Source organism: Burkholderia sp. BCC1985 (assembly GCF_905339915.1).
Classification (GTDB): Bacteria; Pseudomonadota; Gammaproteobacteria; order Burkholderiales; family Burkholderiaceae; genus Burkholderia.
This window is the reverse complement of record NZ_CAJPGY010000082.1, coordinates 1-12,977: the sequence shown is the minus strand read 5'-3', so window position 1 is coordinate 12,977 and position 12,977 is coordinate 1. Positions and strand designations below refer to the sequence as shown.

The window sequence follows — 12,977 nt, the reverse complement described above, 5'->3', positions numbered from 1 at the left end:
ATCGACGTGAAATACCACCTGCTGCTGCCGTCGGTGTCGCACGTGGGCACGATCCTCGACAACTACCAGTGGGAGACGATCCTGCGCTGCGTGGCCGCTCACCGGTCGTATCGCTGGGTGTACGACGTGCAGTACAAGCCGATGAACATCGCCGACTACCTGATCCTGAACGGCCGCATGCCGCGCTCGCTGCGCTATTGCTACGGGCGCGTGGTGTCGAGCCTGAACCTGCTCGCGAAGGATTACGGCGTGACACACCCGTGTCACGAAACGGCCACGAAGATTCTGCAGATGCTGTCCGACACCTCGGTCGAGCGGATCTTCAAGAGCGGCCTGCACGAGTTCCTGACCGACTTCATCGGCCGCAACAACAGCCTGGGGATCGATATCGCCCAGGCCTACAACTTCGACTGAGACTTGCCATGCGACTCGCCATCCGACACATCTCGCGTTATCAGTTCGACGATCAAGCCACCCATGCGCTGCAACGGCTGCGGCTGCGCCCGCAATCGGGGCCCGGGCAGACGGTGCGCGCGTGGCAGGTCACGATCGACGGCGTCGAGCCGACGCTTTCCTATGCGGACGGATTCGCCAACCGGATCGACCTCGTGCGCCACGACCGCGGCGCGAAGAACGAGGTCGTCGTGGTCGCGGCCGGCGTCGTCGAGACGCAGGACCGCGCGGGCATTCTCGGCAACCCCGAGGGCTATGCGCCGCCGTGGATCTTCGAGCGCGAGACCGCGCTCACGAAAGCCGGCGAAACCGTGCGCGAGCTCACGCAGGCGCTGCCGATCGAGCCGCACAGCCTCGATGCGCTGCACTGGCTGATGACGGAAGTGCACGACCGCATCGCATATGCGCCGAACCTGGCCGATGCGCCGGTCGATGCCGAAACCGCGCTGCAAAGCGGCGAGGGCACCAGCCGCGACCATGCGCACGCGTTCATCGCGGCCGCGCGCGCGCTGAAGGTGCCCGCGCGCTACATCTCGGGCTACGTGCTCGCCGACAGCGCGATGCAGCGCATCGCCGACGCGAAGCAGAGCGCGAGCGACGAGGATGCCGAGGAAGCGCTCGCGCTGCAGACGGGCGACGGCATGCAGCAGGTGCTCGGCGCATCGCATGCCGCACAGTCGCAGGGCTTGCCGCAGGCGGCACTCGGCGCGCAGCCGCAGGCCGTCGCGCTGATGCAGCAGCCGGCCGGTCACGCGTGGGCCGAGGCGTACGTCGAAGGGCTCGGCTGGGTCGGCTTCGATCCGTTCATGAACCGCTGCCCGGACGAGCGCTACGTGCGCATCGCCGTCGGCCTCGACTATCGCGACGCGCAACCGGTGACGGGGATTGGCGCGAGCGCCGTCGGCATCGAGATCAGCGTCGTGCAGTCGCCCGAACTGGTCTGACGCACACCTTCTCCGAACCCGCCGTGCCGTGCCGCCGCAGCGACGGCGACGCGGCGCGCGCGGCCGGTCCAACCCGAACCGAGCGGCTCTCCCATGCCCATTCACGTCGCGCTGCATCACACCACCCGCTACCGCTACGACCGGCCCGTCAACCTCGGGCCGCAGATCGTGCGGCTGCGGCCCGCGCCGCACTGCCGGACGCCGATCGTCGCGTATTCGATGACCGTCGAGCCCGCGCAGCACTTCATCAACTGGCAGCAGGACCCGTTCTCGAACTATCTCGCGCGGCTCGTGTTTCCGGAGCGCACCGAACACTTCGAGATCACGATCGACCTGGTTGCCGAGATGTCGGTGTACAACCCGTTCGACTTCTTCCTGGAAGCCAGCGCGGAGCAATACCCGTTCAGCTATGACGATGCGCTGAAGACCGAACTCGCGCCGTACCTCGCGTGCGATCCGCAGACGAGCGCGGCGCCGCTGTTCCGCGCGTATCTCGACGGCGTCGACCGCACGCCGGCCGGCACCGTGAACTTCCTCGTCGCGCTGAACCAGCAGCTGCAGCACGACATCGGCTATCTGGTGCGGATGGAGCCGGGCGTGCAGACGCCCGAGCAGACGCTCGAGCTCGCGTCCGGGTCGTGCCGCGACAGCGCGTGGCTGCTCGTGCAGCTGTGCCGGCATCTCGGCATCGCCGCGCGTTTCGTGTCCGGCTACCTGATCCAGCTCACGCCCGACGTGAAGGCGCTCGACGGCCCGAGCGGCACGTCGGTCGACTTCACCGACCTGCACGCGTGGTGCGAGGTCTACCTGCCGGGCGCGGGCTGGATCGGCTTCGATCCGACCTCGGGCCTGCTCGCCGGCGAAGGGCACATCCCGCTCGCGTGCACGCCGCAGCCGACCAGCGCCGCGCCGGTGGAGGGGCTGATCGACGAATGCGAAGTGTCGTTCGAGCACGAGATGGTGGTGACGCGCGTGTACGAATCGCCGCGCGTGACGAAGCCGTATACCGAGCAGCAATGGGACGCCGTGCGCACGCTCGGCGCGCAGGTCGACGGCGCGCTGACGGCCGGCGACGTGCGGCTGACGCAGGGCGGCGAGCCGACCTTCGTGTCGATCGACGATCGCGACGGCGCCGAATGGAACACCGATGCGCTCGGCCCGACCAAGCGCGGCTATGCGACCGAACTCGTGCAGCGGCTGCGCGCCGAATACGGCGAAGGCGGCTTCCTGCATTTCGGGCAGGGCAAGTGGTATCCGGGCGAGCAGCTGCCGCGCTGGGCGCTGTCGATCTTCTGGCGCGCCGACGGCCAGCCCGTGTGGCACGACCCGTCGCTGTTCGCCGACGAGCGCGAGCCGTCCGCGTGCACGACCGAGGACGCGAAGCGCTTCATCGACGCGCTGGCCGCGCGCCTCGGACTGACCGACGAATTCGTGCGGCCCGGCTACGAGGATGTCTGGTACTACCTGTGGCGCGAGCGCCGGCTGCCCGTCAACGTCGACCCGTTCGACTCGCGCCTCGACGACGAGCTCGAGCGCGCGCGGTTGCGCAAGGTGTTCGACCAGCATCTCGACAGCGTGGTCGGCTACGTGCTGCCGATCAAGCGCACGGACGACGCGCCAGGTCTCGACGGCCCGCGCTGGCAGACCGGCCCGTGGTTCTTCCGCGACGAACGGATGTACCTCGTGCCCGGCGATTCGCCGATGGGCTATCGGCTGCCGCTCGATTCGCTGCCGTGGGTCGCCGGCGCCGACTATCCGTACCTGGTCGAACGCGATCCGTTCGCGCCGCGCGACGCGCTGCCGGACGCGGCCGCGTTCCGTGCGCGTCATGCGGGTGCGGCCGACGCGCCGCGTTACCTGGCCGGCGTGCATCGCGAAGCGTCCGCGCAAACCGTCATGCAGTTGCGCAGCGACGGCAGCGCCGCCGGCGACCGGCACGCGCATGCCGCGCAGGACCCGCAGCGCCACCCCGAGCGCTTCGAATCGGCCGCATGGATCACGCGTACCGCGATGTGCGCAGAAGTGCGCAACGGCATCCTGTACCTGTTCATGCCGCCGCTCGCCGCGCTCGAGGATTATCTCGACCTGCTCGCGGCGATCGAGCTGACCGCGCAGGCCCTCGGCGTGAAGCTCGTGCTCGAAGGCTATCCGCCGCCGCGCGACGCGCGGCTCAAGCTGCTGCAGGTCACGCCCGATCCCGGCGTGATCGAGGTGAACATCCATCCGGCGAAGAGCTTCGACGAACTCGTCGGCCAGACCGAATTCCTGTACGACGCCGCGTGGCAGTCGCGGCTGTCCAGCGAGAAGTTCATGGTCGACGGCCGGCACGTCGGCACGGGCGGCGGCAACCACTTCGTGCTCGGCGGCGCGAGCCCGGCCGACAGCCCGTTCCTGCGCCGCCCCGATCTGCTCGCGAGCCTGATCGCCTACTGGCACAACCATCCGTCGCTGTCGTACCTGTTCTCGGGGCTGTTCATCGGGCCGACGAGCCAGGCGCCGCGCGTCGACGAGGCGCGCAACGATCAGGTCTACGAGCTCGACATCGCATTCGCGGAAATCCAGCGCAACAAGCTGCTGTACGGGCAGGACATGCCGCCGTGGCTCGTCGACCGCGTGCTGCGCAACCTGCTGATCGACGTGACCGGCAACACGCACCGCAGCGAATTCTGCATCGACAAGCTGTATTCGCCGGATTCGTCGACCGGGCGGCTCGGCCTGCTCGAACTGCGCGCGTTCGAGATGCCGCCGCATGCGCGGATGAGCATCGTCCAGCAACTGCTGCTGCGCGCGCTGGTCGCGCGCTTCTGGGCCGCGCCGTATACGACGCCGCTCACGCGCTGGGGCACCGCGCTGCACGATCGCTTCATGCTGCCCGCGTTCCTGAAGATGGATTTCGACGACGTGCTGGCCGAGCTGCGCGATGCCGGTTTCGCGTTCGATTCCGCGTGGTTCGCGCCGCATTTCGAATTCCGCTTCCCGCTGTTCGGCCAGATCGCGGTGAACGGGATGCAGCTGTCGCTGCGCGGCGCGCTCGAGCCGTGGCACGTGATGGGCGAGGAGGGCGCGCCCGGCGGCACGGTGCGCTACGTCGATTCGTCGGTCGAACGGCTCGAAGTGCGCGTGACCGGGCTGAACGACAACCGTCACGTCGTGACCGTCAACGGCCGCGCGCTGCCGTTGCAGCCGACCGGCACCGTCGGCGAATACGTCGCGGGCGTGCGCTACAAGGCGTGGGCGCCGCCGTCGGCGCTGCATCCGACCATCGGCGTGCATGCGCCGCTCACGTTCGACATCGTCGATACGTGGCTGCAGCGCTCGCTGGGCGGCTGCCGGTATCACGTCGCGCACCCGGGCGGGCGCAACTATGCGACGTTCCCGGTCAACGCGTACGAGGCCGAGAGCCGCCGGCTCGCGCGCTTCGTCGCGATGGGGCACACGCCGGGGCGGATGGACGTGGCGGCCGCCGCGCCGAGCCGTGAATTCCCGTTCACGCTCGACCTGCGACGGCCCTGATCGTCGGATGAAAGGACGCACGACGATGCGCGGTTTCCGACCTCCCGGCGCGCCGGGAGGAGTGCTAGGATGCGGGCAGACTGCGGCCGCCCGCCGCGTCTGCCGTGCCCGGACGACGGTGCGGCGGCGCGCGGGCACCGCTGCCCCCTGACGACGGAACGATACCGACCGTGCCGCCCATTCACCCCGACGATCTCGCCGACGCCGACGCGATGCCCACGCTTTTCGATACCGGCGCGCAGCCGGACGCCGCGGAACTGGCCGCCGCGCTCGCGGCGCCGGCCGCGGCCGGCCGCTACGACGAACTGCGCGGCAGTGCCGCCGGCCTCACCGCGCCGCTGCTCGCCCCCGCATGGCGCAGCTTCTTCACGTCGATCGGCAGCGACGGCGTGGCCGACCTCGACCGCCGCGCCGACGCGCTGCAGCGCCGCATGCGCGAGAACGGCCTGTTCTACCAGCTCCACGAACAACGCGCAGGCGACGGCGCGGCCGGCCCGTGGTCGCTCGACCTGCTGCCGCTGATCGTCACGCCCGAGGACTGGGTCGCGATCGAGCGCGGCGTGCTGCAGCGCGTGCGGCTGCTGAACGCGACGATGGCCGATTTGTACGGACCGCAGACGATCCTGCAGCGCGGGCTGCTGCCGCCCGCGCTCGTGACCGGCCACCCGGGCTACCTGCGCGCGATGCGCGGCGCACGCGTGCCGGGCGACACGTGGCTGCACGTCGTCGCGTTCGATCTCGCGCGCGGCCCCGACGGCCAATGGCGGATCGTCGCGCAGCACACGCAGGGACCGTCCGGCCTCGGCTATCTGCTCGAGAACCGGCTGATCGTGTCGCGGCTCTTTCCGCGCGGTTTCCGCGGGCTGCGCGTGCAGCGGCTCGCTTCCGCGTACCGGTCGCTGCTGCAGAGCATGCAGGCGCTCAGTCCCGCCAGAAAGAATTCGCGGATCGTGCTGCTGACGCCCGGGCCGCACAGCGCGACCTACTTCGAGCATGCGTATCTCGCGCGCTACCTCGGCCTCACCCTCGTCGAGGGCGGTGACCTGACCGCGCGCGACAACCGCGTCTTCCTGAAGACGCTGCGCGGGCTCGAACCCGTGCACGGGATCCTGCGGCGCGTCGACGACGCGTGGCTCGATCCGCTCGAACTGCGTCCCGATTCGATGCTCGGCGTGCCGGGCCTGCTGCAGGCCGTGCGGGCCGGCAACGTGCTGCTCGCGAATGCGCCGGGTTCGGGCTTCCTCGAGTCGCCGGGCATGCTCGGCTTCATGCCGCGCCTCGCGGAAGCGCTGCTCGGCGAAACGCTGACGCTGCCGGCCGTGCATTCGTGGTGGTGCGGCGAGGCGGCCGCGTGCGGCGACGCGCTGCCGCAGCTTGCGCGCAGCATCGTGAAGCCGTCGTATCCGCCCGAGGTGCAGGCCGGCGGCGCGTTCGACCCGGTGATCGGCGCGCGGCTCACGCCGGCGCAGCTGGCCGAATGGCGTGCGCGGATCCTGGCCCGGCCCGAGCATTACACGGTGCAGGCCGACCTGCCGTTGTCGCAGGCGCCGACCTGGCCGGGGCACGACGCGTCCGACGGCAGCGGCGGCGCGCGCATCGTGCCGAAGCCGCTGCTGCTGCGCGTGTTCGCGCTCGCCGACGGCGCGCAGCGCTGGCGGCTGCTGCCGGGCGGACTGTCGCGGGTCGGCACGCGCGATACGCTGTTCAACGCGCCGATGCCGCGCGGCGGCAGCACGGTCGATACGTGGGTGATGACCGAAGGCATCGTCGATTCGACGACGCTGCTGCAGACGCGTCTCGGCCCCGACGATCTGGTCGAGCGTCCGCGCGCGATCGCGAGCCGCGCGGCGGAGAACCTGTTCTGGCTCGGCCGCTATACCGAGCGCGCGACCAACCTGATGCGTCTCGCGCGCGCCGCGCTCGAACGGCTGCGCGGCGAGGACGACGTCGACAGTCCCGCGCATCTCGAGTTGATCGACACGTTGTGCCGCGACACCGGCCTGATCGCGCCCGACGCGCCGAACGCCGTCGATGCGCCGCGTGCGTTCCAGTACGCGCTCGCGACGTCGCTGACGCGCGGCGCGGACCGCACGTCGGGCATCGCGTCCTGCCTGTTCGGGATGCGCGGCGCGGCTGCCGCGATCCGCGAACGGCTGTCGAGCGATCAGTGGCGGCTGATCGACGACGCGACGCAACTGTTCGCCGACAGCGCCGATCATCCGGAAGCCGAGGAGCAGATCGGCAACGAGGCGCTGCAGTTGCTGGAGCGCCTCGGGCTGCTGCTCGGCGCGATCACCGGCGCGCAGACCGACAACATGACGCGCGACGACGGCTGGCGGCTGTTGTCGATCGGGCGGCAGATCGACCGGCTGGACTTCCTGTGCAGCGTGCTGAAGTTCGCGTTCGACGAAGGCGCGGTGCACCGGCAGGACGGCTTCGAACTCGTGCTGGAGCTGTTCGACAGCACGATCACGTTCCGCTCGCGCTTCCAGCGTGGCTTCGACGTCGCGCCGCTGCTGTCGCTCGTCGTGCTCGACACCGACAATCCGCGCTCGCTCGGCTGGGTCGTGCAGGCGTTGCGCGGCCGGCTGACGAAGGTCGAGCGCAGCGAGGGCTATGCGCTGTCCGAACTGGCCGAGACGATTCCGGACGTGCCTGCGTGGTCGCTGCACGAACTGTGTGAAACCGGCGACGATGGTCGGCACGACACGCTGCTCGATGCGCTCGACACGACCGTGAAGGCCGTGTGGGATCTGTCGAACCGGATCGGCGAGCGGTATTTCAGCCACGTTCGCGAGGCGGGCAGGACGCTATGGTGACGCCGAAACACGCGGCGAAGACGCCGCCCGCGGCCGCCCCCGGCAGTGCGAAGCAGACAGCGGCGGCGGTCGTGCCCGCGGCCTCGAATGCATCGGCCACGTCGGCCACGCCGACGACGTCGGCCGGTCGTGTCCTGCGTGTCACGCACGACACCGAATATCGCTACGCGGCGCGCGTCGAATCGGCCCAGCACCAGGCGCGGCTGCAGCCGCTCGCGACGCCGCGCCAGCAGGTGCTGTCGTTCGCGCTCGACATCGAACCCGGACCGGAAACGGTCGGCACCGAGATCGACGCGTTCGGCAACGCGCGCGCATCGTTCGCGCTGAACCAGCCGCACGATGCGCTGCTCGTGCGCAGCCGCAGCACGGTGCGCGTGAGCCCGCCCGTCTGGTCGCAGGGCGCACGCGGCGCGCCGCCGCCCGCGATCGCGCATCCCGACCCCGAGCACGCAACCGCATGGGAAGCCGTGCGCGACCGCCTGCGGTTTCGCGCGGGGCAGCCGTACGACGCGGCGAGCGAGTTCGTGTTCGCGTCGCCGCACGTGGCGTGCGATCCGGAACTGGCTGCGTATGCGGCCGCCAGCTTCAAGCCGCAGCGGCCGCTCGTGCAGGCCGCATGGGACCTGATGCGGCGGATTCACGCCGACTTCGCGTATACGCCGAACAGCACCGACATCACGACGACGGCGCTCGATGCATTGCGATTGCGCAAGGGCGTCTGCCAGGATTTCGCGCACGTGATGATCGGCGCGCTGCGCTCGCTCGGGCTCGCCGCGCGCTACGTGAGCGGGTATCTGTTGACGCAGCCGCCGCCCGGGCAGCCGCGGCTGATCGGTGCGGACGCCTCGCATGCATGGGTCGACGTGTACGACCCGGCGTGGCCCGAAGACGGCGGCTGGCTGCAGCTCGACCCGACCAACGACCGCGCGCCGGGCGACGACTACGTGATGCTGTCGATCGGCCGCGACTACGCGGACGTGACGCCGCTGCGCGGCGTGATTCGCGGCGGCGGCGCGGATCAGGAGCTGAAGGTCGGTGTGACGGTCGAGCCGCTCGATGAGGCGCTCTAAGGCCAGATGCGCCGGTCGCCGGACGTTTAAGTCGTCGTTAATACTGCCCGCCTAGCATGGTGTTGCCGGCGAACGGATCGGACCCGATCCGGCGCCGGCGGCACGCACGGGTGCGTCGACGTCACGGCGCCGCGCCGTCGCGCGTCGCCATTCCCTTGCAACGGCGGCAGACATGATCAAGAACTTCGACTACACGCTCGGCAACGAGACGATCGAGCTTTGCGCGAGCTTCGGCGCGGGCCCGGCGTTCCGCCGCGTGCTCGTGAGCCGTGCGGATTCGATGGAAACGCTCGTGGTGCTCGACGCGCGTGGCCTGTCGGGCCTGCTGAAGGTCGCGACCGAGGAGCCGGAAGGGTTGCTCGACGATGCGATCCGCAAGGTTGGCGATGAACGACTCGTCGAGCGGGCGATCAGCGGCCGCACGATCGTCGAAGCGGCGCTCTGAGTGGGGCGGCGCGTGCCGGCCGGCATGGCCGGCTGCCGCGCGCCGCGCGCCGCGTGGTATTGCGCGGTATGTGCTGCGTTGCTTGCGCTTACGCCGCGAACCGGTCCGTCGCCGCGAGCAGCGCTTTCAGGATGCCCGGTTCGTTGAATGCGTGTCCGGCATCCGGCACGATCTCGAACCTCGCGTCGGGCCATGCCTTCGCGAGATCCCATGCGGTGCGTGCGGGCGTCGCGATATCGTAGCGGCCTTGCACGATCACGCCCGGAATTCCGGCGAGGCGATGCGCGTCGCGCAGCAACTGGCCTTCCTCGACGAACCCGCGATTCACGAAGTAGTGGTTTTCGATCCGCGCGAACGCGAGCGCGTAGTGGCCGTCCGCGAAGTGCGCGGCCAGCGCCGGGTCGGGCAGCAGCGTGATCGTGCGGCCTTCCCAGAGGCTCCATGCGCGCGCGGCTTCGAGCTTCGCGGCTTCGTCGTCGCCCGTCAGCCGGCGATGGTACGCGGCCATCAGGTCATCGCGCTCGGCTTGCGGAATCGGTGCGAGGAATTCTTCCCACAGGTCCGGGAACAGCCACGACGCGCCTTCCTGGTAGTACCACAGCAACTCCGCGCGGCGCATCGTGAAGATGCCGCGCACGACGAGTGCGCTGACGCGTTGCGGATGCGTCTGCGCGTAGGCGAGGGCGAGCGCGCTGCCCCATGAGCCGCCGAACACGAGCCACTGTTGTGCGCCGACCATCTCGCGCAACCGCTCGATGTCGGCCACCAGGTCCCAGGTCGTGTTGTTGTCGAGGCTCGCATGTGGTGTGGAGCGCCCACAGCCGCGCTGGTCGAACAGCAGGATGTCGTAGCGCTCGGGATCGAACAGGCGGCGATGGTCGGGGCTGCAGCCCGCGCCCGGGCCGCCGTGCAGGAACACCGCGGGCTTGCCGGACGGGTTGCCGCAGCGCTCCCAGTAGATGCGGTGGCCGTCGCCGGTGTCGAGGTGGCCGTGGGCGTAGGGTTCGATCGGTGGGTACACAGGCAGGCTCCGGGTGAGGGTCGGCAGGGCGGCGGACGACGCACGGGCCGGTGGGCGATCGGAATACGGCAGCGCCGGTATCGCGGATATTGCGGCGCCGCAGATTCGTTGTGTCGGCATCGGCCCGGCGGCCGCCGGGCAAGGCTTGTCATTATGCCCATTCATTCCGGCCGTTGCGTGCGACGGCGCAGCCGGTTGCACGGCGCGGCATTGCGGCCGGCATGCTCGGCGGAATTTTTTTCGGCAATTTCGTTCCGATATTTTTCAGACAAAATCCCGGCGGCATATCGGCGCACCGATCGCGGGCGCCGGCCTTCATTCCGTTCCTCCGCCGTGCCAACGGGAAACGAACCGATGAACCATCGCGTCAAGCAATTGACCGGGTTGCGCGCCGTCGCGGTCACGATGGTCGTCGTCGGCCATGCGGAACGCGTGCTGCCGGGCGGCTATACCGGCTGGCTCGCGCCGCTGCGGCTCGTCGCCGACGGCCGGCTCGGCGTGCTGATCTTCTTCGTCCTCAGCGGCTTCCTGATCACCAACGTGCTGCGCGCGGAGTGCGCGCGCACCGGCGGGATCGCGCTGACGTCGTTCTATGTGCGCCGCGCGCTGCGGATCTGGCCGGCGTGCTACGTGTATCTCGCGACCATCGGCGTGCTCGCCGCCGTCGGCTGGCTCGACGTCGGGCGCCGCCAGTGGCTGTATGCGGCGCTGCATCTGTGGAATTACTCGGCATGGTTCGGGCTGAGCGGCGACAACGTGCTGCACCCGGACGGCGCGTGGTATCTCGGCCATTTCTGGTCGCTCGCGCTCGAGGAGCAGTTCTACTGGTTCTGGCCGCTGCTGTTCGTGTTTGGCGCCCGCCGTCGCGGCACGCGCTGGCTGGCCGCGCTGATCCTGGCCGTGCCGCTCGCTCGCGCGCTCACGTATTTCGTCGCGCCGGCGCTGCGCGGGCAGCTCGGGATGATGCTGCATACGGGCGTCGATCCGATCCTGATCGGCTGCTACGCGGCGCTCGAACGCGAACGGCTCGAAGCATGGATCGGCTCGTGGCGCGGCGAGACGCGCATCGTGACGGCGCTCGTCTTCATCGTGCTGTTCGGGATGCCGCTTGCCGAACATCGGCTCGGCGGCTTCTGGAATGCGACCTACGGCGTGACGCTCGAGGCCGCACTGATCGCGATCGTGATCGTCGTGCTGAATTTCCGCAGCGAGTTCTGGTGCGCGCGCTGGCTGCGGGCCGCGCCGGTCGTGTTCGTCGGCACGATCTCGTTCAGCCTGTATCTGTGGCAGCAGCCGTTCGCGAATCCGGATCTGGCGGTTCCGCACGCGTTCCCGCTCGGCATCGGATGGGCGCTGCTGGCCGCGATGGCGAGTTATTTCCTCGTCGAGAAGCCGTTCCTGCGGCTGAAGGATCGCTATACGGCGCGCGAGGCGCGACGCATGCGCGACGATGCGCGGCGGATGCCGGCGCCGACCGACGCGATCGGGCCGAAGGTGGCGGAATAGGCGGGTGGGGTGGCGATTCGCTCCGGCCTTACTTGAAGCGCTTCATTGCGGCGGGCGAATACCAGAAGTTCCGGAACATGTCGATGCCGTACGACTTGCCGTCGTGGTGGACGACCGTGCGCGCCGTGCGCTTGCCCGTATCCGAGTAATCACCGTTCTTGCGCTGCGTCTCCGTGATGTGCGCCGTGATCGACAGGTTGGCGAAGCCGTGGCTCGATGCTTTCTCGACGGCGATCGTCATGCGGGCCTCTTCGCTGCGCGCATCGCCGATGCCGGGGCCGCAGGCTTCACCTTCGACGCCGACCAATCCGTAGAGGTTGGTGCCGAACAACGGGCTGATACGGCCGCCTTCGCACATTCGCGGCAGCGGCGATTGCCTCTGCCTTTCCTTGCTTGCGTTCTATATTTGTCGTCATGGGTCAGTTTGCGAGAGGAGGGAGGGACCATGAATCGTATCCACATCGTCACCGCTGCTTCGCGATGGGTGCTTCTGGGGCTCGCGGTGCAATCGGGCGCTGCGTTGAGTCAACAGCAGCCGGACAAGTCATTGGACCAGCAGCTGGCCGGTGCATGGACGTATGTCTCGGTCGACACCGTCCGCCCGGACGGAAGCCGCACACCCATGTACGGATCTGATCCGCGCGGTCTGGTGATTTTTGATGGCCATGGTCACTACGCGCTGGTGAATTCGCGCAGCGACTTACCCAAGTATGTGTCCAACGATCGAATGAAAGGCAGTGCAGAGGAATATCGCGCCGTGGTGCAAGGTTCGATCGCACATTTTGGCACGTACGTCGTCAACGAAGCAGACAGAACCATCACCTTTCACATAGAAGCAAGCACGTTTCCGAACTGGAACGGTGTCGAGCAACGCAGGCCGTTTGTCCTCTCGGGAGACGAGCTCAGATGGACCACGCCCTCAGCCTCCGGGGGAGGCTCGGGTGAGGTCGTGCTGAGGCGAGCCAAATGACTTCGAATACAGGCCGAGTGTGTGTCGTCACTGCCGCGGAATGACGGGACGCGGGATTGAACTGGCCTGCTTTGGCATGTTGCGTCGATGCCGGCAAACAAAGCGATCGGTCGGACAGATCGATATCAAGATGAAACCGATCCGACGCTCGACCGGGCACCGGCTCGCAACTGCGCCCAACGTACGGTTTTCGTCGGGGCAATGACGGCATTGGTTCGCCGACAGCCACTCGCATG

Annotated in this window: 11 protein-coding genes and 1 pseudogene; 8 read left to right on the top strand and 4 right to left on the bottom strand. The window is 68.9% G+C overall.

The genetic code is table 11. The features are described 5' to 3' along the window. The 6 genes from U4Z31_RS36325 to U4Z31_RS36300 all read left to right on the top strand — a co-directional run. The coding region (locus U4Z31_RS36325; RefSeq protein ID WP_321812929.1) for an alpha-E domain-containing protein at positions 1-414 on the top strand (414 nt) is incomplete at its 5' end. Positions 415-422: 8 nt separating this feature from the next. Continuing rightward, positions 423-1,397: a transglutaminase family protein gene (locus U4Z31_RS36320; RefSeq protein WP_321812928.1), complete on the top strand. Its 975-nt coding sequence runs from the start codon at positions 423-425 to the stop codon at positions 1,395-1,397. 93 nt (positions 1,398-1,490) lie between these two features. Continuing rightward, on the top strand, positions 1,491-4,910 hold the full coding sequence (locus U4Z31_RS36315) for a transglutaminase family protein (protein WP_321812927.1): 3,420 nt from the start codon (positions 1,491-1,493) through the stop codon (positions 4,908-4,910). Positions 4,911-5,122: 212 nt separating this feature from the next. After that, on the top strand, positions 5,123-7,729 hold the full coding sequence (locus tag U4Z31_RS36310) for a circularly permuted type 2 ATP-grasp protein (protein WP_321812930.1): 2,607 nt from the start codon (positions 5,123-5,125) through the stop codon (positions 7,727-7,729). Continuing rightward, positions 7,723-8,799 carry a transglutaminase family protein gene (locus U4Z31_RS36305; protein WP_321795085.1) on the top strand — a complete coding sequence of 359 codons (1,077 nt, stop codon included), beginning with the start codon at positions 7,723-7,725 and terminating at the stop codon, positions 8,797-8,799. The genes U4Z31_RS36310 and U4Z31_RS36305 overlap by 7 nt, the downstream gene beginning before the upstream one ends. A gap of 172 nt (positions 8,800-8,971) precedes the next feature. Continuing rightward, the gene (locus U4Z31_RS36300) at positions 8,972-9,244 is read left to right on the top strand and encodes a hypothetical protein (protein WP_124485046.1); all 273 of its coding nucleotides are present in this window, start codon (positions 8,972-8,974) and stop codon (positions 9,242-9,244) included. An 88-nt stretch (positions 9,245-9,332) separates the two neighbouring features. Here U4Z31_RS36300 and pip read toward each other — a convergent pair whose 3' ends face one another. Together pip and U4Z31_RS36290 are read right to left on the bottom strand one after the other, a co-directional pair. Next, positions 9,333-10,265: a prolyl aminopeptidase gene (pip, locus tag U4Z31_RS36295; RefSeq protein ID WP_321795089.1), complete on the bottom strand. Its 933-nt coding sequence runs from the start codon at positions 10,263-10,265 to the stop codon at positions 9,333-9,335. A 151-nt stretch (positions 10,266-10,416) separates the two neighbouring features. Beyond that, positions 10,417-10,584: a hypothetical protein gene (locus tag U4Z31_RS36290; RefSeq protein WP_321812926.1), complete on the bottom strand. Its 168-nt coding sequence runs from the start codon at positions 10,582-10,584 to the stop codon at positions 10,417-10,419. Between the two features lie 35 nt (positions 10,585-10,619). On the opposite strand from U4Z31_RS36290, the gene U4Z31_RS36285 reads away from it, so the two are divergent. Continuing rightward, positions 10,620-11,771: an acyltransferase gene (locus U4Z31_RS36285; RefSeq protein WP_321812925.1), complete on the top strand. Its 1,152-nt coding sequence runs from the start codon at positions 10,620-10,622 to the stop codon at positions 11,769-11,771. A 28-nt stretch (positions 11,772-11,799) separates the two neighbouring features. On the opposite strand, the pseudogene U4Z31_RS36280 reads toward U4Z31_RS36285, so the two are convergent. Further along, a pseudogene (locus tag U4Z31_RS36280) lies at positions 11,800-12,123 on the bottom strand (multidrug ABC transporter ATPase); the annotation flags it as partial. Between the two features lie 93 nt (positions 12,124-12,216). Here U4Z31_RS36280 and U4Z31_RS36275 point away from each other — a divergent pair. Beyond that, positions 12,217-12,741 (top strand): lipocalin-like domain-containing protein, encoded by a 525-nt coding sequence (locus U4Z31_RS36275; protein WP_321812924.1) that lies wholly within the window; start codon positions 12,217-12,219, stop codon positions 12,739-12,741. Positions 12,742-12,768: 27 nt separating this feature from the next. On the opposite strand, the gene U4Z31_RS36270 is transcribed toward U4Z31_RS36275, so the two are convergent. Next, the coding region (locus U4Z31_RS36270) for a hypothetical protein (protein WP_321812923.1) at positions 12,769-12,977 on the bottom strand (209 nt) is incomplete at its 5' end.

Coding starts and splice junctions, on each gene's coding strand:
- U4Z31_RS36320 (WP_321812928.1), top strand. CDS start 423: ATGCGACTCGCCATCCGACACATCTCGCGTTATCAGTTCGACGATCAA.
- U4Z31_RS36315 (WP_321812927.1), top strand. CDS start 1,491: ATGCCCATTCACGTCGCGCTGCATCACACCACCCGCTACCGCTACGAC.
- U4Z31_RS36310 (WP_321812930.1), top strand. CDS start 5,123: ATGCCCACGCTTTTCGATACCGGCGCGCAGCCGGACGCCGCGGAACTG.
- U4Z31_RS36305 (WP_321795085.1), top strand. CDS start 7,723: ATGGTGACGCCGAAACACGCGGCGAAGACGCCGCCCGCGGCCGCCCCC.
- U4Z31_RS36300 (WP_124485046.1), top strand. CDS start 8,972: ATGATCAAGAACTTCGACTACACGCTCGGCAACGAGACGATCGAGCTT.
- U4Z31_RS36290 (WP_321812926.1), bottom strand. CDS start 10,584: ATGAAGGCCGGCGCCCGCGATCGGTGCGCCGATATGCCGCCGGGATTT.
- U4Z31_RS36285 (WP_321812925.1), top strand. CDS start 10,620: ATGAACCATCGCGTCAAGCAATTGACCGGGTTGCGCGCCGTCGCGGTC.
- U4Z31_RS36275 (WP_321812924.1), top strand. CDS start 12,217: ATGAATCGTATCCACATCGTCACCGCTGCTTCGCGATGGGTGCTTCTG.